The following is a 20116-nucleotide window of genomic DNA, read 5'->3' on the forward strand; positions in this document are numbered from 1 at the left end:
CCATGGTGAAGCATGGCGGGGATGCCGCGCGCCCCGCCTCAGGGCAGGATGGGTCCATGAATCCCTTCGCCCGCCATATCGCCGCCTGCAACAACATCCCCTCCCCCGCCGGATACCTGCCCTTCCGGGTCGGGGATGATCAGGTGGGATGGCTGGAACCGGATGCGGCCCGTGCCCTAACCTTCCTGCCCAAGAGCGTGCATTTCGGGCCGGATGGCGTCTCGCTCGCCGCCGGGATCCGCGGCGCCGCCGCGCGGACCACCGCCATGGCCGAGATCGCCCGCACCCTGGCCAAGGCCGGCTTCGGCCGCATCCGGGGGGAGGAGTTCGACGTGCGCGCCCATGCGGCCGGCCCCGTCCTGGCCACGGTGGACCGGGGCGTGCTGCCGGCCATGGGCATCATGAGCCAGGGCGTGCATGTGAATGGCCTGGTGCGCCGCCCGGACGGGCTGCATCTCTGGGTGGGCTGGCGCGCGAAGGACAAGGCGGTGGCGCCGGGCCAGCTGGACAATGTGGTGGCGGGCGGCATCCCGGCCGGGATGACCCCGGAGCGCTGCCTGGCCAAGGAGGCTGAGGAGGAGGCCTCCCTTCCGGCCGAGCTGGCGCTGAAGGCACGGCCCGCCGGCCGCGTTTCCTACATCATGCGGACCGATGAGGGGATGCGGCGGGACCTGCTCCATGTCTTCGACCTCGACATGCCCGAGGGGGTTGAGCCCCGGCCCAATGACGACGAGGTGGAGCGCTTCGAGCTCTGGCCCATCGAGCGCGTGCTGGAGGTGGTGCGGGACACGGAGAGCGTGAAGTTCAACGTGAACCTCGTGCTGATCGACCTCTTCATCCGCGAAGGGCTGCTGGAGGACCCGGATGGCTCCCTGCGGGCCGGGCTGGACCAGCTCGTGTGATGCTGGAACTCGACCATCTCGTCCTCATCGCCCCAAGCCTGGCCGAGGGTGTGGAGCATGTGCGGGCCAGCCTGGGAATCGCGATGCCCTATGGCGGTGCGCACCCGGAAATGGGCACGCATAACCACCTGCTACGCCTGGGCGACGGCGCCTTCCTGGAGGTGATCGCCGTGGATCCCTCCGCCCCTGCCCCCACCCATGCCCGATGGTTCGGGCTGGATGACGCCGCGGCGGTGCGGGCGGAATGGGATGCGGGGCGGCGCCTCAGGGCCTGGGTGGCGCGTGGCCGAAATCTTGAGGCACTGCTGGCGGCACAGGGCGGCCTGTTCGGCGAGGCCATGTGGGTGTCGCGCGGGGACCGGCGCTGGCGTTTCGGCGTGCGGCCCGACGGTGCCCTGCCCGCCGGTGGCGCGGCACCCTGCGTGATCGACTGGGGTGAGCGGGGCTGCCCGGCTCCGGCCATGCCCGATCTGGGCGCCCGGCTGGAGCGCTTCGTCATCGAGCATCCCGATCCCGCCGGCTTGCGGGACCTGCTCACCGGGCTGGGCCTCGGCCGGCTTCCCGACATCCGGGAAGGCGCGGAGACCCGCCTCCGCGCCGTGATCGGCACCCCGGAAGGGCCGAAGGAGATCGGCTGACGCCCTGGCCGGCCCGAGCGCGGCCGGGGCCGCGCCTTCAGGCCGCCAATTCGCCGGACGCGCGCAGCCGCTCCAGCAGCCCCCCGACCTCCTGCGCCGGGACGGGCGGGCTGAAGAGGAAGCCTTGCGCCTCGTTGCAGCCCTTGAGCTTCAAGGAGGCATATTGCCCCGCCGTCTCCACCCCCTCGGCGGTGATGGAGATGCCGAGGCCCTGCCCCATCCGGGCAATCGCGCTGACAATGGCCTTCGCATCCTCCCGGTCGGGCAGGCCCTGCACGAAGGCGCGGTCGATCTTGATCTTGTCGAAGGGAAAGCGGAGCAGGTAGCCGAGGGAGGAGAAGCCCGTTCCGAAATCATCCAGCGCGATCCGCAGGCCAAGGGCGCGCAGCTCCTGCAGGATCTGCAGATTCGCCTCCTCCTCCCCGAGCAGGACCGATTCCGTGATCTCCAGTTCCAGCCGCCCGGGCGCCAGGCCGGACTCCTCCAGCGCCACCGTCACGGCGCGCACCAGCCCGGGCTTGCGGAACTGCACCGGCGAGAGATTGACCGCCACGCGGAGCCCCTCCGGCCAGCGGCTCGCCTCCCGGCAGGCCGCGCGCAGGGCCCATTCGCCCATCCGGGTGATCAGCCCGCTTTCCTCCGCCACCGGGATGAACTCGGCCGGGGAAACCATGCCCAGCGTCGGGTGGCGCCAGCGCATCAGTGCCTCGAAGCCGGTCACATGCCCATGCTCGATGCTGACGAAGGGCTGGAAGCGCAGTTCCAGCTCATCGCGCTCGCAGGCCAGGCGCAGTCCCAGCTTCAGCTCCTGCTTGCGGCGCACCGCCTCGTCCATGCGCCGCTCGAAGAAGCGGTACACGGCCCGGCCATCCGCCTTGGCCCGGGAAAGGGCGATGTCCGCGTTCCGCACCAGCTCGTCAGAGGAGAGTCCATCCTCGGGGCAGATGGCCAGGCCGACGCTGCTGCTGGCATGCACCGGCCGCCCCTCGAACCCGTAATCCTCGTTCAGCGCCGCGACGATCCGCTGTGCCAGGGCGGCGGCATCGGCGGGCGCCTCCAGCCCGCACTGGATGACGGCGAACTCGTCCCCGCCCGTGCGGGCCACGAAGTCCTGATCCCCCACGCAGGCGCGGAGCCGCTGCGCGGCCTGCTGCAGCAGCGCGTCGCCGACCGGATGGCCGAGCGTGTCGTTGATGATCTTGAAGCCATCCAGGTCGATGCAGTGCAGCGCCAGGTGCTCCCCAGGCCGCAGCTCCGCCAGGACTTCATCGAGGCGCTGATGGAAGCGCCGGCGATTGGGCAGGTCCGTGAGCGGGTCGTGATAGGCGAGATAGGAGATCTTCTTCTCCGCCGCCCGCATTTCCGTCACATCACGGGAGATGGCCAGGATCCGTACGACCTTCCCATCGGCATCGCGGATCGGGGAAACCATCACGTCCCACCATTTCGGCTTCCCGGTGCTGGTGGTGCAGGTCATGTTGAAATGGCTCACCTCCCCGGCGCGGGCCGCCTCGACGGCGCGGGCCGTCAGGGCGCGGGCCTCATCGGGCAGCAGGCCAGGCCAGGCACAGCCCCGCACCGCGCCGAAATCGGCGATCTCCATCAGGTCCAGCCCGGACCGGTTCATGAAGATCAGGCGCCCCTCGAGATCGAGCACCTTCACGCAGTCCATGCTGCTCTCGATCACGCTGCGGGCAAACACCTCGCTTTCGCGCAGCGCCTGTTCGGCCAGCTTGCGCTCATGGATGTCCTCATCCGTGCCGTACCAGCGGATGATGCCGCCGCCGGAGTCATGCCGCGGCGCCGCGCGCGAGCGGAACCAGCGGAAGCCGCCATCGGAGAGGCAGAAGCGTGTTTCCACATCCAGCGGCTCCCCGAAGGTGAAGGCGCGCCGCCAGGCGGCCTGCATGCGCGGCATGTCCTCGGGATGGATGGCATCCAGCCATCCCATGGCCAGGGTCTGGTCCATGGGCATACCGGTGAGCTGCACCCAGCGAGGACTGATGGAGATGAGGCGCCCATCCGCATCGGCGATCCAGGGGATCTGCGGGCTGAGCTCCACGGCCCACCGGAAATTCTCCTCGCTCTCCCGCAGGGCCAGCTCGACCTTCACCCGGTCTGTCACGTCCCAGGCCGTGACGAGCACGCCCGGGCGGCCGTTGAAGTCCAGCAGATAGGAAACCGCGTCCACGAGGCGCTCGCGCCCCATCGCGTCCAGGTGCCGCCAGGGTCCGGAGACCTTCCGGGCCGATCTGGCCTCGAGGGCGGAGCGGCGCACCCGCTCCCGCTCATCCGCCGGCCGGATGTCGAGGATGGTCATGCCGAGCATGACTTCCCTGGTCCAGCCATAGACCTTCTGCGCCGCGTCGTTCACCTCAAGAAAGCGGAGGGTCTCGCGGTCATAGACCCACATCGGGGCCGGATTGGCGTGGAACAGCCGCCGGAAGGCGGCCTCGCGCTCGGCGAGCGCGGCGCCGAATGCCCGCTCCTCGGTGATGTCGCGGAAGAAGATCGTGATCCCGGCGCCATCGGCCTGCATCGGCTCAGCACAGAGGCGGAAGCTGCGGCCGGCGCTGGGTGCTCCGAGCTCATGCCCCTCCACCTCCAGCCGGCCGGGCCGGCCATCCTGGATCATCTGGCGCAGCCAGGGCGCAAGACGGCCCTGGAGTGACGGGAGCAGGTCGGGCAGGGGCTTTCCGCACAGCGCGGGAAAGGACTGGCCGGTGATTTCGGGAATCCGGCGGCTCGCCTGGATCACCCGCAGATCCCGGTCAAGCAGGCAGAAGCCAATTCCAGGTATCTCCGGCGTGCTGGAGACCAGTGCTGCCATATACTCCGCCGTCCCTGGGTCTGGGGAGGCCGGGCCGGCATTCAACAGGGGATGCACCATTGTTGCCCGGATAAGATGAACCGGACCAACACATAAAGTTTACGAGAGCACCCTTGCAACTCTTGATTGTATAACTTTACGCCATGTCGCCGGTTAATCCGCAACCGCATCAAACATGCTGTCCACCATTGATGTGGATCTCTGCGCCATTCACGTAGGATGAGGCGGCGGAGCAGAGGAACAGGATCGTCTCCGCGACCTCCTCCGCCCGCCCCAGCCGGCGCATGGGAATCTGGCGTTCCACGATATCCTCCGTTCCCGGGGACAGGATGGCCGTGTCGATCTCGCCCGGGGCGATGGCATTCACCCGCACACCATGGGCCCCGAATTCATGGGCCAGTTCCCGCGTCAACGCCGCCGCCGCGGCCTTCGAGCAGGCATAGGCCGCCCCGGCGAAGGGATGGACGCGCGAGCCCACGATCGAGGTGACGTTCACAATACTGCCGCCACCCGCCCGCAGCTCGGGAAAGAGACCACGCGCCAGGGCGGCGGTGGAGAAGAGGTTGACGTTGAACACATAGCTCCAGAGCGCGTGGTCCGTGTCCAGAGCGCCCAGCCGCTGGCCCTCCGCGCCCTTGGGGGAGATGCCGGCGTTGTTCACCAGAGCATGCAGCTGGCTGTCGGGCAGCCGCGCGCGTACCTCCCGGATCATGTCCTGCACCTGCACCGGGTCGGAAAGGTCCGCCTGGATATGGCCCCAGCGCGCGCCGGGCCAGCGGCACTCCTCCGAGAAAGGCTGGCGGGAGACGGTGAGGATGCGCCACCCCTCCTCCTGGAAGCGCTTCACCGTGGCATGGCCGATGCCCCGGCTCGCGCCGGTCAGGAGCATGATGCGGGCGCTCATCGGCCAGGGCTCCGTTCGGTGAGGATGGCGTGCTGGGTCATGGCCTCGGGTCCGCTGCGCGAGGCATCACATGCCGTGAGCAGGTGGAGCGGCGCAAGCGAGGGGCATTGCGCCGCAACCGGCGGGAGGCGGGCCGGCAGCCTATCCGGAACGCTGCCGGAGACATCCCGGAACCCCGCCATGCCGAATCCCTTTCGCCGCCTCGTCCTGTCCAATCTTGCGGCGCAGCTTTCCGAGCAACTGGCCCTGGCGGCGGCCCCGCTGCTCGCGGTGCTGACGCTCGGCGCCGGCGCGGCCGAGACAGGCTGGCTGCAGGCGGCACAAACCCTGCCCTTCCTCATCCTCGCCCTGCCCGCCGGGCTTCTGGCGGATCGCCATTCCCGGCTGGGCCTGATGATCGGGGCCGAGGCACTGCGGGCCCTGTCGCTGCTCGGCATCCTCCTCCTGGCCATGAATGGGCGGCTGGAGCTGGCGGCCCTGGCCGCGCTGGGCTTCCTCGGCGCGGCGGGCACCGTGGCGCAGGGGGTCGCGGCGCCGGCCCTGCTGCCGAGACTGGTCCCGCGGGAGGCGCTGGCCCGCGCAAATCGCGGGCTGGAACTGGGGCGCAGCCTCGCCTTCGCGGCCGGCCCCGCCCTGGGCGGAAGCCTGATCGGCTGGGTGGGCGCGGGGCCGGCCTATGGCGTGGCAATCGGGCTCTCCCTTCTCTCGGCTGGCCTGCTGATCGGGCTGGCGGAGCCGGGCCGCATCCCGGCTGCATCGCGGCACCCGATCGGCGAGCTGCGGGAGGGAATCGCCTTCGTGCTCGGCCACGCGCTGCTGCGGCCGATCCTGGCGACGGCCATCCTGTTCAACACGGCCTGGTTCATCCTGCAGGCGGGCTATGTCGTGCATGCCGTGGGAAATCTCGGGCTCTCGGCCACAGGCGTCGGGATCACGCTCGGCCTCTATGGCGCGGGGATGGTAGCGGGCGCCCTGGCGGCGCCGCGGCTCTCCGCTTCCTGGTCCCTTGGTGCCCTGATCACCGTGGGTCCCAGCGCCGCCGCCCTGGCCGCGCTGCTGATGCTGGGCACGGCCGCCCTTCCCTCCCCGGTGCTGGCAGGGGTGGCTCTGTTCCTGTTCGGGGCGGGGCCGGTGCTCTGGACCATCCACACCACAACGCTCCGCCAGGCGGTCACGCCCGCCGCCCTGCTCGGCCGGGTTTCCGCCACGGTGATGACCGCGACCTTCGGCGCGCGGCCGCTCGGCGCCGCCGCCGGCGCCCTGCTCGCCGCCCGATACGGGGTGGAGGCCTGCCTGCTCGCCTCGGCCTGCGGCTTCCTGGCCCAGCTTGCCGTCATCCTCGCCTCCCCCGCCGCTCGGCTACGGGCCCTCCCGGCCTGACAGCGGGGCGGCGAAGGGGCGACGCGGGGCAGGAAAGGCGGCAAGATTCCCTGCCAGAGGAGTCGCCATGCCCAGACCATCCCGCCGCCTGCCCCACCCCCGCGCCATGATCGTCGCGCCCCAGCCCGAGGCGGTGGAGGCTGGCGAGGCCATTCTGCGCGCGGGCGGAAACGCGCTGGATGCCGTGCTGGCCTGCGCCCTCGCCCAGGGCGTGGTGGACCCGATGATGTGCGGCATCGGCGGCCTGGGCGTGCTGCATGTTCTGGACCCGCGCACGGGCGAGCAGGTGATCCTGGATGGTCTCTCGGCCGCGCCGAAGGCCTGCCGCGAGGACATGTGGGCGGACCGCTATCTCGGCGAATGCCCGGATGGCTTCGGCTATGTCGTGCGGGACCATGTGAACGAGATCGGCCACCGCGCCGTCACCACCCCCGGCATCCTGCGGGTCTTCGGCATGGCGCATGAGCGCTTCGGCCGCGCCGAATGGAGCAGCCTCTTCGCCCCGGCCATCGGCTTCGCGGAGCAAGGCTGGCTGGTTCGCCCGCATGTCGCGACCATGTTCCACCTGGACGAGAAGGCCTATGGCCGCCTCTCCTATGCCGCGAAGCTCGGCTTCACCGAGGATGGCCGGCGCATCTACATGGGCGCCGATGGCGCACCCAAGCGCCTGGGCCAGACGATCCACAACCCCGACCTGGCCGAGACCCTGCGGCTGGTGGCGCGCGAGGGGGCGGAGACCTTCTACACCGGCGCGCTGTCCCGCCGGATCCTGGCCGACATGCAGGCGCAGGACGGGCTGCTCTCCGCCGAGGACCTGCGGGACTTCATGCCGCAATGGCGCCAGCCGCTGCGGGTGGATTACCGCGGCCACGGCATCGCCGTGCCGCCCCCGCCCGCGGGCGGCATCGTGATCGCCGAAATGCTGCGCATCCTGGAACGCTTCGATCTCGTCTCGCTCGGCCACAACGCGCCCGAATATATCCGCGTGGTGTCGGAGGCCATGCGAACCTCCATGCGGGACAAGGACCGCCATATCGGCGACCCCGATTTCATCCCGCCGCCGATCGAGATGCTGCTTTCCGATTCCTATGCCGAGGCATGCGCCGCCGGCATCCGCGCGGGCGAGAAGGTCTCGCTGCCGCGCCTCGGGGCGGATGCCAAGCACACCACCACCGTGTCCTGCGTGGATGCGGATGGGATGGTGGTGACGCTGACCCATACGCTGGGCCTTCCCTCCGGCGTCATCCCGCCGGGCACGGGCTTCATGCTGAATGGCGGCATGAACAACTACGACCCGCGCCCCGGCCGCGCCGGCTCCATCGCGCCGGGCAAGCGCCGCTTCTCCACCATGGCGCCGACGATCGTCTTCGATGGCGAAAAGCCCGTGGCGACGCTGGGCGCGCCGGGCGGGGCCTGGATCGGCGTTGCCATCCTGCAGGTGCTGCTGAACGTCATCGACTGGGGCATGACGATGCAGGAAGCCGTGATGGCGCCACGCTTCTCCAGCACGAGCGACGCGATCGACATCTCCAACCGTATCCCGCGCAGCGTGCAGAAGGCAGTGGAGGGAATGGGCTACGAGGTCCGCCGCAACCCCACCAGCTATCCCTTCGCCGCCGTGCACGGGATCACGATGTGGGATGGCGCCATCGAGGGCGGCGCCGACCCGCAGCGCGACGGCTACGCCGCGGGCGTCTGAAAGGCAGGGCGCCACAGGTCTCGGCGCCCCCCAAACCCGGAAGAAGAAAGCAAAACAAAAAGGGGTTCGGGGAGAATGGCTTCTCCCCGGCCTTTCTCCCCTACCGCAGCGTCTCCCGCATCACGCCCCCGGTGGGCGCCGGCTGGATCTGCATCTGCCCCGGCCCGGCCGGCGCCGCCGCCATGGGCGAGGGCGCCATGCCACCGCCCGGAGCGCTGAAGCGCATCAGCGCTGCCCGGAGCGGATCGGCCGCGGGGTTATGCGCCTGCATGTCGATCACGATCTGCCGGGTGCCCAGGGGGCGGCCGTAATAGCCGGTGTTGAAGTCGCTGCGGCTGGAGAGGAGCGACCCCTCCAGCGAGATGCCGGCATAGAGGCCGCGGGTGCGGGCATAGCTGACGATATCCGCGCCCACCGCGGCGGTGGTGGCGCCCGCGATGCCGCCGCCGATGGTGGCCAGGGCGATGGCGGCATCGGCGCCGATCTTGATCTGGCTGTCCATCACCGCGCCCAGGCCCTTATCGGTCAGGACCATCATCATCACCTGCATGTCCTGCACCCCGATCTGCAGGCCGAAGCTGGCCGAGCCGATGGTGTAGAAGGCCGGGGAGGACCAGGAGCCCGCGCCGTCCCGCGCCATCAGCACGCAGTCGCCGCCCTGGCCACCGAAGAGGAAGCCCGCGCGGAAGATGCGGGGGCAGATGATCACCGCCCGCGACTGGGCCAGCATCTGCGTGGCGTCCCGCAACACATTCGGGTCGCCGCTGCCCAGCATTTCCCCGACGGTCAGCGCGGCCCGGTCCACCAGCGTCTGCTCGGTCTGCGCCAGCGCCGTGCGCGGCTGGGCGCCCAAGGCCAGGGCAGCCAGAGCGGCCAGCGCGATCATCCTGCGTCGCATGAAGTTCTTCCCCCAACCCCTTGCTCTGCCGGGAGACTAGCGGCTTGATCGTGGCGAGGCCAGGGCGCCGGCCCGTCAGCCCTGGGGCGGCTCCTCATTCACCGCGCCCACGCGCCAATGGCCATTTTCCCGTTCCAGCCGCGTGAGGGAGAGATTCTTCACGCTGAACTGAAGAGCCTGATAGGGCGTGAGATTGCAGGCATGGGCCAGGGCGGCCCGGATCGAGCCGCCATGGGCGATGATCACGGCATCCCCGCCCCGGTTCTCATCAGCCACCGCCTCCAGCGTGGGGCCTACCCGCTCCACCACATCGGAAAGGCTTTCCCCACCCGGCGGGCGCTCATCGGCGCCATGGTTCCAGAAGGGGTGGGGCGGGTCCCGCAGCACGGCGGTGAACTCCTCATGGGTCAGCCCCTGCCACTCGCCCAGGTGCTGCTCCACGAAATGCGGCAGGTCGGTTGGTTCCTGCGCCGGATAGCCCGCGGCGAAAATCGCCATGGCGGTGGCCCGGGTGCGGGCCAGCGGGGTGCAGTACCAGCGGGCCGCCGGGGGCAGGCGCCCGGCCAGCCAGGCATGGGCGGGGCGCTCGCGCTCCAGCGTCGCCTCGCACAGGGCCACATCCATCGCGCCATAGGCGGTGAGCCGCGCGGAAGCCTCCACCAGCGCGTGGCGGATGAGGAAGATTCGGGTCGTTTCCGTCATGGGGGCTCTTATCCCGCGGGGCCCGGCCCTGCCTATTCCCCGATGGTGAGCAGGGCGCCGCTTTCGCGCGCCCGCCGGAACTGGCGCATGAAGAGCAGCGCCATGGCGCCCAGCCAGAGCAGGTCCAGCGCGAAGGCCGCGCCCAGATGGCCCCAGGCGATCCGCCCCTCCAGCAAGGCGGCCCGCATCCCCTCGAAAACATGGGCGGCAGGGGTGGCAAGCGCGAGGGGCTGGAGCCAGCCGGGCAGGACGGAAACCGGGTAGAACACGGCCGCGAAGGGGGTCAGCCCGAACAGCACGGACCAGGCCAGCGGCTCCGCCCCGGCACCGTGGCGCAGGATCAGGCTGGTCACGCCCAGGGCCACGGCCCAGCCCATCATCATCAGCGCCGCGAAGAACAGCACCACCACGGGGCCGAGGGAGAAGAGGGCGAAACCATAGAGGAACCAGGCCAGCGCGATGGCGGGCAGCACGCCGGTGAGCATGCGGATCGCGCCCATGCCCACCAGGGCGGCCACGAGTTCCCATGGCCGCAGCGGCGAAACGAAGACATGGCCCAGGTTGCGGGACCAGATTTCCTCAAGGAACGAGATGGCGAAGCCCATCTGGCTCCGCAGCGCCACCTCCCACAGCAGCACGCCGCCCAGCAGGGCGCCCGCCGCCAGGCTGGTCGTGTTCTGCTGCACCCCGGCGAGATAGGCGGTGACGAAGCCCCACACGATCATCTGCAGCACCGGCCAGTACATGAGCTCCAGCACGCGCGGCCAGGACCGGCGGAACAGGGCGAGATGGCGGTACATCATCCCCCAGATCCGCCGGGCCGAGGCCAGCGCCGGGGAATGCCCGGCAGGATCACGCTTCGCCGCGCCGATCATTCCAGCTCTCCTTCCTGGCTCCCGCGCAACATAGCCGCGGCGCCCCGCCCCGCCACCTGTCGGCCCTGGCGGGACACCCCATATCTTCCGCGGACATGACCCCACCCCCGCCTGCCCTGCTGGACATCGCCCGCATCTACCTGGAACCCGCCGTGGAGGCCCATGCGCGCGGGCGGGACATCCTGGCCCGGTTCCCGGAAGCCGAGCGCATCCCCGTCGCCTCCCATTGGCGGATCCCGGAATTGCGGGAGGGCGACCCGGGCGACTACCTGCGCGCCAAGCGGGAATCCCTCGTCCTTGGCGTGAAGAAGGGCCTGGCCTTCCGGCCCAACGGGCGCAGCGCGGATTTCATCGCGCCCTCCTCCTCCAATGGCTGCGCCATGGCCTGCGCCTACTGCTACGTGGCCCGGCGGAAGGGGCATTCGAACCCGATCAGCGTCTTCGTCAACATTGAGGAGATCCTGGCCGCCACGGCCCGGCACGCCGCGAAGCTGGGCCCCAAGGCGGAGCCGAACCAGGTGGACCCGCGCGACTGGGTCTATGACCTCGGGGAGAATGGCGATCTCTCCGTCGATGCGATGATCTCTGACAATGTGCGCGACCTCGTCGCCCTGTTCCGGACCTTGCCCAACGCGAAAGGCAGCTTCGCCACCAAATGGGTGAACCGGGACCTGCTGGACTATGACCCGCGGGGACGCACGCGCATCCGCATGTCCCTGATGCCGCCCGCGATGGGGAAGCTGCTGGATGTCCGCACCTCTCCCATGGCTGAGCGCATCGCCATCATCCCCGAGCTGCATCGCGCGGGCTACGAGGTGCATCTGAACTTCTCCCCGGTCGTGCTGCGCGAGGGATGGGAGGCGGAATGGGGCGCGCTGTTCGAGGAGCTGGACGATGTCCTGCCCGCCGCCGTGAAGGAGCAGCTGGCGGCCGAGGTCATCATGCTGACCCACAACCAGGACCTGCACGAGATCAACCTCGCCTGGCACCCGAAGGCCGAGGAGCTGCTCTGGCGGCCGGACATTCAGGAGGAAAAGGTCTCCGAGGCCGGCGGCGTGAACCTGCGCTACCGCACGGGATGGAAGGGCCGCTGGCTGCAGCGGTTCAAGGAATTGCTGGCGGCCCGCATGCCCTATTGCCGCGTGCGCTATGCCTTCTGACCAGCTGGAGGCCTCCGCACGCCTCCATCCGGCCTGGAAGCCGAAGCGCCTGCTGATCACCCCCTCCGCCCTCTCCTGGCCGCAAGGGGCGGCGATGGCGGAGCGCGCGGCGGCGCTGGGCAGCGAGATCGTCCGGCTCAAGGCGGACCGGCTGACGGGCCTGCCCGACAATTACCGGGACGCGAAGACCACCATGGCCGTGGTCGTCGCCTCCCCCAGCCGCCGCAGGCCCCAGCCCATCCCGCCCAGCGCGGACTGGCGCTTCGACCTGGCCGAGGGATGCCCGGCCCATTGCAGCTATTGCTACCTCGCGGGATCGCTTGCCGGCCCGCCCATCATCCGCGCCTACGCCAACCTGCCGGAAATCCTGCCGGCGCTGCCGCCGCTGCTCGGCCAGGGGCAGGTCACCTCCCGCAACGCCGCCCGCGCGGCCGAGGGCACGACCTTCGAGGCCTCCTGCTACACCGATCCCCTGGGCATCGAGCACATCACCGGCAGCCTGGCCGAGACCATCCGCTTCTTCGGCGATTGGGAAGCGGAGGCGCAGCTGCGCTTCACCACCAAATACGATGCCGTGGGCCCGTTGCTCGCCCTGCCGCATGGGCGCCGCACGCGCATCCGCTTCTCCGTCAACGCACGCGAGGCGGAGCGCTTCGAGGGCGGGGCGCCGCGGATGCCGAACCGGCTCCGGGCCATGCGGAAGGCCGCCATGGCCGGATACCGCATCGGCCTGACCGTCGCGCCCATCCTCAACCTGCCCGGCTGGCGCGAGGCCTATGACGCCCTGCTGTCGGATTGTGCCGCGGCGCTGGAGGGCGCCCCCGATCCCGACCTGACCGTGGAACTGATCACCCACCGCTTCACCGAGGGCTCGCGGGAGGTGCTGCAGGGCTGGTATCCCGGCAGCACGCTGGAGATGGACCCGGCCCTGCGCACGCGGAAAACCACGAAGTTCGGCTCGGTGAAATATGTGTTCCCGCGCGAGCTGATGGGCGAGCTGCGGCGGGAACTGGAGGCGAGCGTCGCGCGCCACCTGCCAGGGGCGCGCGTGCTCTACTTCACCTGAGGCCGCATCAGGCGATCAGCGCCAGCAGCACCATCACCAGCCCGATGATGGAGGCGCCCCAGACCAGCGAGCGGATCCATGGCAGCCCCGCCGCGTAGATCGGCAGGTAGACCACCCTGGCCCAGAAATAAACCAGCGTGCCCCAGGCGGTCAGCGGCCCGGTCGCCCCGGCCAGATGCGCCGCCAGCACCGCGGCGGCGAAAAGCGGGAAGGTCTCGAGAAAATTGTTCCTTGCCCGGGTCAGCCGCCCGGCCACGCCCGAAGGCGCGGGCTGCGGCTGGTCTCGTGGGCCCGCCGCCCAGGCCAGCCCACCCGGGCTCTGCCGCGTGCTCGCGACGGCGGCAGCGACGATGTGAACCAGGCCCAGCAGCACGCTCCAGACCAGCCAGCGAAGCTCCGGAGTCATCCGACGCCCTCCCTATCCGGACCGATCATGCGCCCCTCACCGGGGCCGCGCAGCCCGATTCTGGGGCAACCTTCCCCCCTGGAGAGGTCGTTAAGGCAGCACCCCCCAACAGGAGAGCCGCCATGGACGCCTGCATCCGCGCCTGCATGGAATGCCACCGCATCTGCCTGCACTGCATCATCCACTGCCTGACCAAGGGCGGCAGCCATGCGGCGGTGGACCACATCAAGATCATGATGGATTGCGCCCAGATCTGCGCGACCTCGGCCGACTTCATGATCCGCCATTCCGAGCACGCGAAGCATCTGTGCCGGGAATGCGCGGAAATCTGCCGCCAGTGCGCCGATTCCTGCGGCAACCATCCCGATGCCGACGACCACATGAAGCAGTGCGCCCAGGCCTGCCGCGACTGCGCGGCGGAATGCGAGAAGATGGCGGCCTGATCGCCGGGCCCTTCGCCCGCCACCGGGCCCGCCCCTTCCAAGCGGGCCCAGCGCGCTCTACATCCCGGATGTCCACGTTTCGTTCCTGATCGGGCATCCCTTGGCCAAACCCACCCATCGCTTCGTCTGCCAGTCCTGCGGCACGGTCCACCCGAAATGGCAGGGCAAGTGCGAGGGCTGCGGCGAATGGAACACCCTGGCCGAGGAAGCGGTGGAGAACCGCGTTCCCGGCCCGGCCAAGGGCGCCTCGGTCGGTGGGCGGAAGGTCGAGTTCGTGGCCCTCAAGGGCAGGTCCTCCCCGCCCGCCCGCACGCGCACGGGGATCGAGGAGCTGGACCGCGTGCTGGGCGGCGGTTTCGTGCCGGGCTCCGTGGTGCTGGTGGGCGGCGATCCCGGGATCGGCAAATCCACCCTCCTCCTCCAGGCCGCGGCCAGGGTGGCGGAATCGGGCAAGCGGACCCTCTACGTGTCCGGTGAGGAAGCGATCGAGCAGGTGCGGCTGCGCGCCCTGCGCCTGGGCGTCTCCGGCGCGCCGCTGGGCCTCGCGGCCGCCACCTCGCTGCGCGACATCCTCGCCAGCCTGGAGGAGGAGCGCGACGCGGGGCTGGTGATCATGGACTCGATCCAGACCGTCTGGCTCGACAGCCTCGATTCCGCCCCCGGCACCGTCAGCCAGGTTCGCGCCTGCGCCGCCGAGCTGGGGCGGCTGGCCAAGGCCAAGGGCTTCGCCCTAGTGCTGGTGGGCCATGTGACGAAGGAAGGCACGCTGGCCGGTCCCCGCGTGCTGGAGCACATGGTGGACGCCACCCTCTATTTCGAAGGCGATCGCGGACACCAGTTCCGGATCCTGCGCGCCACCAAGAACCGCTTCGGCGCCACCGACGAGATCGGCGTCTTCGAGATGACCGAGGCCGGCCTGGCAGAGGTCCGCAACCCCTCCGCCCTGTTCCTGGCGGAGCGGCGCGGCAATGTCTCGGGCTCGGCCGTCTTCGCGGGGCTGGAGGGCACGCGCCCCGTGCTGGTGGAGGTCCAGGCCCTGCTCTCCCCCTCCGCCGGGGGCAGCCCGCGCCGGCAGGTGGTGGGATGGGACACCGGGCGGCTAGCCATGCTGCTGGCGGTGCTGGAAAGCCGCTGCCGCATGACCCTGGGCATGAATGACGTGTACCTGAACATCGCCGGCGGGCTGCGCATCAACGAGCCCGCGGCCGACCTGGCGGTGGCCGCCGCCCTGCTCAGCGCCGCGACCGACCGCCCCTGCCCGCCCGACACGGTGTTCTTCGGTGAAGTCGGCCTTTCCGGCGAGATCCGCCAGGTGGCGCAGACCGAACTGCGGCTGCGCGAGGCCGCGAAGCTCGGCTTCTCCGCCGCCACCCTGCCCCGGCGCGTGGCGCGGGGCGGGCGGGCGCTTTCCGCCCCGGATGGGCTGCGGCTGAGCGAGATCGGCCATCTCGCGGATCTCGTGGCGCCCTTCGCGGCCGGAGCCCGGCCCAGGGCGCCGGGCAAGGCAAAGGCCCAGGCGGAGGGGGCAGAGGCAGAGTGAGGGGCGCCCTCCCGGCCCCTGGCGGATGCCGCCGGGCCGGATCCGGCGCCTTTCCGCTTTGGCACCCTGGCCCGCGGCGGCCTTCCATGGCGCCCCCACATGCCTCCCCCGCGACAGCCGGGGCGCCCGGCGCGTGACGCCGCGCCGCAGCATCGCTATATCCCGCGCCCAATGACCTGGGTCGATGCCGTCTTCCTTGCCGTGGTCGCCGTCTCCGGCGCCATTGGCTACCTGCGCGGCCTCGTCCGCGAAGTCCTCGGCGTGGGCGCCTGGGTGGGTGCCCTGCTGTTCGCCTTCTACATGCTGAACGGCACGCGGGGGCTCTTCGTCGGGCTCTTCCCGGCGGAATGGACAGCAAGCGCCCCCTGGATCGCCGATGTCGCCGCCTTGGCGGCGGTGTTCGTCGTTACCCTCATCATCCTGAAGATCATCATCGCCCTGATCGCCCGCACCGTGCGGAACTCGGTGCTGGGGGGCGTGGACCGCGCCCTGGGCGTGGTCTTCGGCCTCGGGCGGGGTGTGATCGTGATCCTGGTTGCCTATATCGCGGCAGGTGCCTTCGTTCCGAACATGGAGCTTTGGCCCACCCCGGTGCGCGACGCCCGCTTCATGCCCCTGATCGCCGACGGCGCCGCCTGGCTGAATGCCCAGTTGCCTCCCGAGTACCGCCCCCGCCTGCCCGATCCGCCCAGCGGCCGGGCCCCCACCGCCGAGGAACTGTTGCGCCCCCCCGCGCGCAACCGGATCTGACCCATGACCGAGCTGACGACCAACCCGTTCGACGATGCCGACGACGCCTTCCATGAGGAATGCGGCGTCTTCGGCGTGTGGAACGCCCCCGACGCGGCGGCGCTGACCGCACTGGGCCTCCACGCCCTGCAGCACCGTGGCCAGGAGGCCTCGGGCATCGTCTCCCTGGGCGACAAGGGCTTCCGCAGCCACAAGGGCCTGGGCCTGGTGGGCGACATCTTCGGCGATGCGCGGGTGATGGCCATGCTGCCCGGCCGGGCGGCGGTGGGCCATAACCGCTATGCCACGGCCGGCGAGACGGCGCTGCGCAACGTGCAGCCGCTCTATGCCGATTTCGCCTTCGGCGGCTTCGCCGTGGCCCATAACGGCAACCTGACCAATGCCCTGGCGCTGCGCCGCGCCCTGGTCCGGCGTGGCTGCCTCTTCCAGTCCTCCACGGATTCGGAGGTCTTCGTCCACCTCATCGCCATCTCCCTCTATGCCACGGTGCTGGACCGGCTGATCGACGCACTGAAGCAGGTGGACGGCGCCTATTCGCTCGTTGCGCTGCATGACGGCGCGCTGATGGGCGTGCGGGACCCGCTGGGCGTGCGCCCGCTGGTGCTGGGCCATCTGGGTGGCGAGGGCGCCAATTCCTGGGTGCTGGCCAGCGAGACCTGCGCGCTGGACATCGTGGGCGCGCAATTCGTGCGCGACATCGAGCCCGGCGAGATCGTCGTCATCGACAATGACGGCGTGCGCAGCATCAAGCCCTTCGCCAACACCTCGAACCGCTTCTGCATCTTCGAATACGTCTATTTCGCCCGTCCCGACTCCGTGGTCGAAGGCACGCCCGTCTATGAGACGCGCAAGCGCATCGGGCAGGAGCTGGCGCGCGAGAGCGGGGTGGATGCCGACCTGGTGGTGCCGGTGCCGGATTCCGGCGTTCCCTCCGCCATGGGCTATGCCGCCGAGGCCGGGATCCCCTTCGAGCTGGGCATCATCCGCAACCACTATGTCGGCCGCACCTTCATCGAGCCGACGGACAGCATCCGCCACCTCGGCGTGAAGCTGAAGCACTCGGCCAACCGTGCGATGCTGGAGGGCAAGCGGGTGATCCTGGTGGACGACTCCATCGTCCGCGGCACCACCTCGAAGAAGATCGTGGAAATGGTCCGGCAGGCCGGCGCGAAGGAGGTGCATATGCGCATCTCCTCCCCGCCCACGACCCATTCCTGCTTCTATGGCATCGACACGCCGGAGCGGGAGAAGCTGCTGGCGGCCAAGCACGATGTGCAGGAGATGGCCCGCATCATCGGCGCGGACAGCCTCGCCTTCATCTCGCTGGACGGGCTCTACCGTGCCCTGGGCCGCAAGGGCCGGGACGCGAAGAACCCGGGCTACTGCGATGCCTGCTTCACCGGAGACTACGCCATTCCGCTGACCGACCTTGAGGGCCATGCCGAGCGCCGCCCCGCCCTTCTGGCGCTGAACGGCGTATGAGCGGGCCTCTCCAGGGGCGTATCGCCCTCGTTACCGGCGCCTCCCGCGGGATCGGCGCCGCCGCCGCCATCGAGCTGGCCCGCCTGGGCGCCCATTGCGTGCTGACGGCGCGCAGCCAGGGCGGGCTGGAGGAGACGGACGACGCCATCCGCGCCCTTGGCGGTAGCGCGACCCTGCTGCCCTTCGACCTGGCGAAGGAAGCGGACAAGCTGGACCCGCTCGGCCCCTCGATCGTGGAGCGCTTCGGACGGCTGGACATCCTCGTCCATGCCGCGGGGGCCCTCGGCACCCTTACCCCGGTCGCCCATATCACGCCGCGTGACTGGGCCGAGGTGGTGGCGGTGAACCTCACCGCCGCATGGCGCCTGATCCGCACCCTGGATCCGCCGCTCCGCGCCTCGGATGCCGGCCGCGCCGTGATCCTGACGACGGACCGGGCGCGGGATCCCAGGCCCTTCTGGGGCGCCTATGGCGCCACCAAGGCCGGGCTGGAGCACCTAGCCACCACCTGGGCCGCCGAGGTGTCCACCACGCCGTTGCGCGTGAACCTCTATGACCCCGGCCCGGTGAACACGCGGCTGCGCGGCACGGCCATGCCGGGCGAGGACCCGATGAGCATCGCCCAACCCGCCGAAGTGGCCCCGCGCATCGCCGCGCTCTGCCTGCCCGACGAGGCGCGTAGCGGGGAGCTGGTTCGGGCGGCCTGAGGATAGCGCTCCTCGTCACCGGATCGAGCGGCTTCCTCGCATTGAAGGCGATCGAAGCCCTCCACCCGCTTCTCCCTGCACCATCCCCGCTCCACCTGCAGCGAATGGCGGGACGGGATGGCGGTTCCGCCCGATAGGGGCTCAGGCTTTGCCGAGCCGCTTGAACAGGCTGGCCAGCCAGCTGCCCCTCCCGGCAATGGCGGCCGCCGCCCTGACCGGCTGGAAATCGTTGGAGAATTCCGGGACCTGGGCGGCGCTCAGGCTGTGCCTGCCCCGGAACAAGGAGGCTTGCTGCGTCGCCTGCATTCGGGCTGCCAGTTGCTGCGCCCGTTGCAGCCCGGCCGCCGCGCCGTCGCCCCCCAGCTCGCCAGCCCGGCGGAAGGCGTCCGCCGCCTCGACAGGACGGCCTTGAGCCAGCAAGGCTTCGCCCAAGGCGAGCTGAGCGTGAAACTGGGTAGGACGAAGCCGCGCTGCCTCACGCGCCGCCTCCTCCGCCGCGCGCACATCCCCGGTCCGCAGCCTGGCGATGGAAAGGCCGACCCAGGCCCACTGCTCCTGGGGGGCGAGGCGCACTGCCGTCTCCAGATTCTCGCGCGCCTTGGCCAGCTCGTTCACGCCCAGCAGCAGGTGACCGAGATGGGTCATGAGCCCCGCATGCGGGCCGACTTCCGCCAGGCCTCGTTCCGCAGCAGCACGCGACGCCTCGATCTGGCCGGCCGCGGCCAAACGCAGGGTCCGATCCAGATGCGCCTCGGGCGGTTGGTTGGGGAGCGCGAGCAGCCTTTCCTGGATCGGGCCGGGGTGCCGGTGGGCGGCGGGGCGGCCGGGGATTGCGCACTCCGTCACCAGCGCTTCCCCCAGCACCTCCGCCTCGTCGGCAGAACCCAGGCCCTGGGCCCTTGCACGCATCAGCAGGGTGTTTCCAGGCGCCAGGCGGTTCCGGCCCAGCAGGGCTGCGCCCATCCCGGCACACCAGAACGCCGATTCGCGCCGCCGGGCACGCAAGCTCCGCCGCATGCCCGCCAGGTCATTCCGCACAAGCTGATCCAGCGCCTCCTCCAGCCTCGTCTGCCCCAACATCAGCCGGATGCTGCTGTGGAACATGCCGCGCACGGGGAGGTGGTGGAGCCTCGGAGAGGCGAGAAGCGCCATATTCTGAGCGTCACCGCAGTGCTGCGGGTCGAAGATCACCCAGGCCTGGCCGGGCAGATCCTCGTCACGCACACGCATGCCTGCATGGAGCAGCGGATCGTGGTTCACATGGTAGCGCGGATCATGCGGCAGGTCCTCAGGCGCGATGGAGAGCTGCGGGGACAACGCAAGGCCGTGGGTGAGCCCCAGCGCCTGCCCGTATTTCAGAACCCCGTAGGCCCCCATGCTGTAGCCATAGCCAACGGCAACAGCCCCCATCCGTGCCCGCACGGCTCCGAGCGCCGCATGCACGGACCGGGCGGGGTACCAGTTCGGCCGCCGGCCGATGAAGCCGATCGCGGGCCAGCCCATCCTCGCGGCAGGAGCATCCGCCCAGAACCCGCCCGCCTCGGGACGATAGGTGTACTCACCGAAGGTCACGAGGGTCGGCCGGGCCAGATCGCCCGGCAGGAACCGGATGACGATCTCCTCATCCTCGAAAATCGTCTCAACCGGCATTGGCGGCATGGCGCACCAGGAAATCAGGTCTCATCCAGGGGCGCCAGAACCATCGTCCCGCCCCCTTTCCGTCAGCGGGGAACG

General features: G+C 70.2%; 18 protein-coding genes. 11 read left to right on the top strand and 7 right to left on the bottom strand.

Going from position 1 to position 20116, the window contains the following annotated elements; translation table 11 throughout:
* The first annotated feature begins 56 nt into the window (after positions 1 to 56).
* The gene (locus tag J8J14_RS05465) at positions 57 to 902 is read left to right on the top strand and encodes an NUDIX hydrolase (protein ID WP_209378451.1); all 846 of its coding nucleotides are present in this window, start codon (positions 57 to 59) and stop codon (positions 900 to 902) included.
* Positions 902 to 1540: a VOC family protein gene (locus tag J8J14_RS05470; RefSeq protein ID WP_209378452.1), complete on the top strand. Its 639-nt coding sequence runs from the start codon at positions 902 to 904 to the stop codon at positions 1538 to 1540. Before J8J14_RS05465 ends, J8J14_RS05470 begins: the two co-directional genes overlap by 1 nt.
* Positions 1541 to 1577: 37 nt before the next feature.
* Here the strand turns inward: J8J14_RS05470 and J8J14_RS05475 are convergent, their stop codons facing one another.
* Together J8J14_RS05475 and J8J14_RS05480 are read right to left on the bottom strand one after the other, a co-directional pair.
* Entirely contained in the window at positions 1578 to 4370 is a 2793-nt protein-coding gene (locus tag J8J14_RS05475; RefSeq protein ID WP_209378453.1) for a sensor domain-containing protein, read from the bottom strand.
* A gap of 169 nt (positions 4371 to 4539) precedes the next feature.
* Positions 4540 to 5274 (bottom strand): SDR family NAD(P)-dependent oxidoreductase, encoded by a 735-nt coding sequence (locus tag J8J14_RS05480; RefSeq protein ID WP_209378454.1) that lies wholly within the window; start codon positions 5272 to 5274, stop codon positions 4540 to 4542.
* 180 nt (positions 5275 to 5454) lie between these two features.
* Between J8J14_RS05480 and J8J14_RS05485 the strand changes: the two genes are divergently transcribed.
* Both J8J14_RS05485 and ggt read left to right on the top strand, forming a co-directional pair.
* Entirely contained in the window at positions 5455 to 6654 is a 1200-nt protein-coding gene (locus J8J14_RS05485; protein ID WP_209378455.1) for an MFS transporter, read from the top strand.
* Positions 6655 to 6721: 67 nt separating this feature from the next.
* Positions 6722 to 8353 (top strand): gamma-glutamyltransferase, encoded by a 1632-nt coding sequence (gene ggt / locus J8J14_RS05490; RefSeq protein WP_245215434.1) that lies wholly within the window; start codon positions 6722 to 6724, stop codon positions 8351 to 8353.
* A gap of 100 nt (positions 8354 to 8453) precedes the next feature.
* On the opposite strand, the gene J8J14_RS05495 is transcribed toward ggt, so the two are convergent.
* The 3 genes from J8J14_RS05495 to J8J14_RS05505 form a co-directional block, all read right to left on the bottom strand.
* Entirely contained in the window at positions 8454 to 9251 is a 798-nt protein-coding gene (locus J8J14_RS05495) for a lipid-binding SYLF domain-containing protein (protein WP_209378456.1), read from the bottom strand.
* 75 nt (positions 9252 to 9326) lie between these two features.
* Entirely contained in the window at positions 9327 to 9953 is a 627-nt protein-coding gene (locus J8J14_RS05500) for a histidine phosphatase family protein (RefSeq protein ID WP_209378457.1), read from the bottom strand.
* 32 nt (positions 9954 to 9985) lie between these two features.
* On the bottom strand, positions 9986 to 10828 hold the full coding sequence (locus J8J14_RS05505; protein WP_209378458.1) for an ABC transporter permease: 843 nt from the start codon (positions 10826 to 10828) through the stop codon (positions 9986 to 9988).
* Between the two features lie 95 nt (positions 10829 to 10923).
* Here J8J14_RS05505 and J8J14_RS05510 point away from each other — a divergent pair, with 95 nt between their 5' ends.
* Positions 10924 to 11988, top strand: coding sequence for a spore photoproduct lyase family protein (locus J8J14_RS05510; RefSeq protein WP_209378459.1), 1065 nt, complete (start codon positions 10924 to 10926; stop codon positions 11986 to 11988).
* On the top strand, positions 11978 to 13054 hold the full coding sequence (locus tag J8J14_RS05515; RefSeq protein ID WP_209378460.1) for an SPL family radical SAM protein: 1077 nt from the start codon (positions 11978 to 11980) through the stop codon (positions 13052 to 13054). The genes J8J14_RS05510 and J8J14_RS05515 overlap by 11 nt, the downstream gene beginning before the upstream one ends.
* A 7-nt stretch (positions 13055 to 13061) precedes the next feature.
* Here J8J14_RS05515 and J8J14_RS05520 read toward each other — a convergent pair whose 3' ends face one another.
* Complete coding sequence (locus tag J8J14_RS05520; RefSeq protein WP_209378461.1) at positions 13062 to 13460, bottom strand: MAPEG family protein; 399 nt, start codon at positions 13458 to 13460, stop codon at positions 13062 to 13064.
* Between the two features lie 122 nt (positions 13461 to 13582).
* Here J8J14_RS05520 and J8J14_RS05525 point away from each other — a divergent pair, with 122 nt between their 5' ends.
* The 5 genes from J8J14_RS05525 (at position 13583) to J8J14_RS05545 (ending at position 18382) form a co-directional block, all read left to right on the top strand.
* Positions 13583 to 13903 carry a four-helix bundle copper-binding protein gene (locus J8J14_RS05525; protein WP_209378462.1) on the top strand — a complete coding sequence of 107 codons (321 nt, stop codon included), beginning with the start codon at positions 13583 to 13585 and terminating at the stop codon, positions 13901 to 13903.
* Positions 13904 to 14003: 100 nt separating this feature from the next.
* Complete coding sequence (gene radA, locus J8J14_RS05530; RefSeq protein WP_209378463.1) at positions 14004 to 15443, top strand: DNA repair protein RadA; 1440 nt, start codon at positions 14004 to 14006, stop codon at positions 15441 to 15443.
* A gap of 171 nt (positions 15444 to 15614) precedes the next feature.
* Entirely contained in the window at positions 15615 to 16193 is a 579-nt protein-coding gene (locus J8J14_RS05535) for a CvpA family protein (protein WP_209378464.1), read from the top strand.
* Between the two features lie 3 nt (positions 16194 to 16196).
* Entirely contained in the window at positions 16197 to 17675 is a 1479-nt protein-coding gene (purF, locus tag J8J14_RS05540; protein WP_209378465.1) for an amidophosphoribosyltransferase, read from the top strand.
* On the top strand, positions 17672 to 18382 hold the full coding sequence (locus tag J8J14_RS05545) for an SDR family NAD(P)-dependent oxidoreductase (RefSeq protein WP_209378466.1): 711 nt from the start codon (positions 17672 to 17674) through the stop codon (positions 18380 to 18382). Before purF ends, J8J14_RS05545 begins: the two co-directional genes overlap by 4 nt.
* Before the next feature lie 141 nt (positions 18383 to 18523).
* Here the strand turns inward: J8J14_RS05545 and J8J14_RS05550 are convergent, their stop codons facing one another.
* On the bottom strand, positions 18524 to 20032 hold the full coding sequence (locus J8J14_RS05550; RefSeq protein ID WP_209378467.1) for a tetratricopeptide repeat protein: 1509 nt from the start codon (positions 20030 to 20032) through the stop codon (positions 18524 to 18526).
* Positions 20033 to 20116 lie beyond the last annotated feature (84 nt).

Source organism: Pararoseomonas baculiformis (assembly GCF_017813395.1).
Lineage (GTDB): Bacteria > Pseudomonadota > Alphaproteobacteria > Acetobacterales > Acetobacteraceae > Roseomonas > Roseomonas baculiformis.

Excerpts from the sequence above, each read along its gene's own strand:
- J8J14_RS05465 (WP_209378451.1), top strand. The coding sequence starts at position 57 with ATGAATCCCTTCGCCCGCCATATCGCCGCCTGCAACAACATCCCCTCC.
- J8J14_RS05470 (WP_209378452.1), top strand. The coding sequence starts at position 902 with ATGCTGGAACTCGACCATCTCGTCCTCATCGCCCCAAGCCTGGCCGAG.
- J8J14_RS05475 (WP_209378453.1), bottom strand. The coding sequence starts at position 4,370 with ATGGCAGCACTGGTCTCCAGCACGCCGGAGATACCTGGAATTGGCTTC.
- J8J14_RS05480 (WP_209378454.1), bottom strand. The coding sequence starts at position 5,274 with ATGAGCGCCCGCATCATGCTCCTGACCGGCGCGAGCCGGGGCATCGGC.
- J8J14_RS05485 (WP_209378455.1), top strand. The coding sequence starts at position 5,455 with ATGCCGAATCCCTTTCGCCGCCTCGTCCTGTCCAATCTTGCGGCGCAG.
- ggt (WP_245215434.1), top strand. The coding sequence starts at position 6,722 with ATGCCCAGACCATCCCGCCGCCTGCCCCACCCCCGCGCCATGATCGTC.
- J8J14_RS05495 (WP_209378456.1), bottom strand. The coding sequence starts at position 9,251 with ATGCGACGCAGGATGATCGCGCTGGCCGCTCTGGCTGCCCTGGCCTTG.
- J8J14_RS05500 (WP_209378457.1), bottom strand. The coding sequence starts at position 9,953 with ATGACGGAAACGACCCGAATCTTCCTCATCCGCCACGCGCTGGTGGAG.
- J8J14_RS05505 (WP_209378458.1), bottom strand. The coding sequence starts at position 10,828 with ATGATCGGCGCGGCGAAGCGTGATCCTGCCGGGCATTCCCCGGCGCTG.
- J8J14_RS05510 (WP_209378459.1), top strand. The coding sequence starts at position 10,924 with ATGACCCCACCCCCGCCTGCCCTGCTGGACATCGCCCGCATCTACCTG.
- J8J14_RS05515 (WP_209378460.1), top strand. The coding sequence starts at position 11,978 with ATGCCTTCTGACCAGCTGGAGGCCTCCGCACGCCTCCATCCGGCCTGG.
- J8J14_RS05520 (WP_209378461.1), bottom strand. The coding sequence starts at position 13,460 with ATGACTCCGGAGCTTCGCTGGCTGGTCTGGAGCGTGCTGCTGGGCCTG.
- J8J14_RS05525 (WP_209378462.1), top strand. The coding sequence starts at position 13,583 with ATGGACGCCTGCATCCGCGCCTGCATGGAATGCCACCGCATCTGCCTG.
- J8J14_RS05535 (WP_209378464.1), top strand. The coding sequence starts at position 15,615 with ATGACCTGGGTCGATGCCGTCTTCCTTGCCGTGGTCGCCGTCTCCGGC.
- purF (WP_209378465.1), top strand. The coding sequence starts at position 16,197 with ATGACCGAGCTGACGACCAACCCGTTCGACGATGCCGACGACGCCTTC.
- J8J14_RS05545 (WP_209378466.1), top strand. The coding sequence starts at position 17,672 with ATGAGCGGGCCTCTCCAGGGGCGTATCGCCCTCGTTACCGGCGCCTCC.
- J8J14_RS05550 (WP_209378467.1), bottom strand. The coding sequence starts at position 20,032 with ATGCCGGTTGAGACGATTTTCGAGGATGAGGAGATCGTCATCCGGTTC.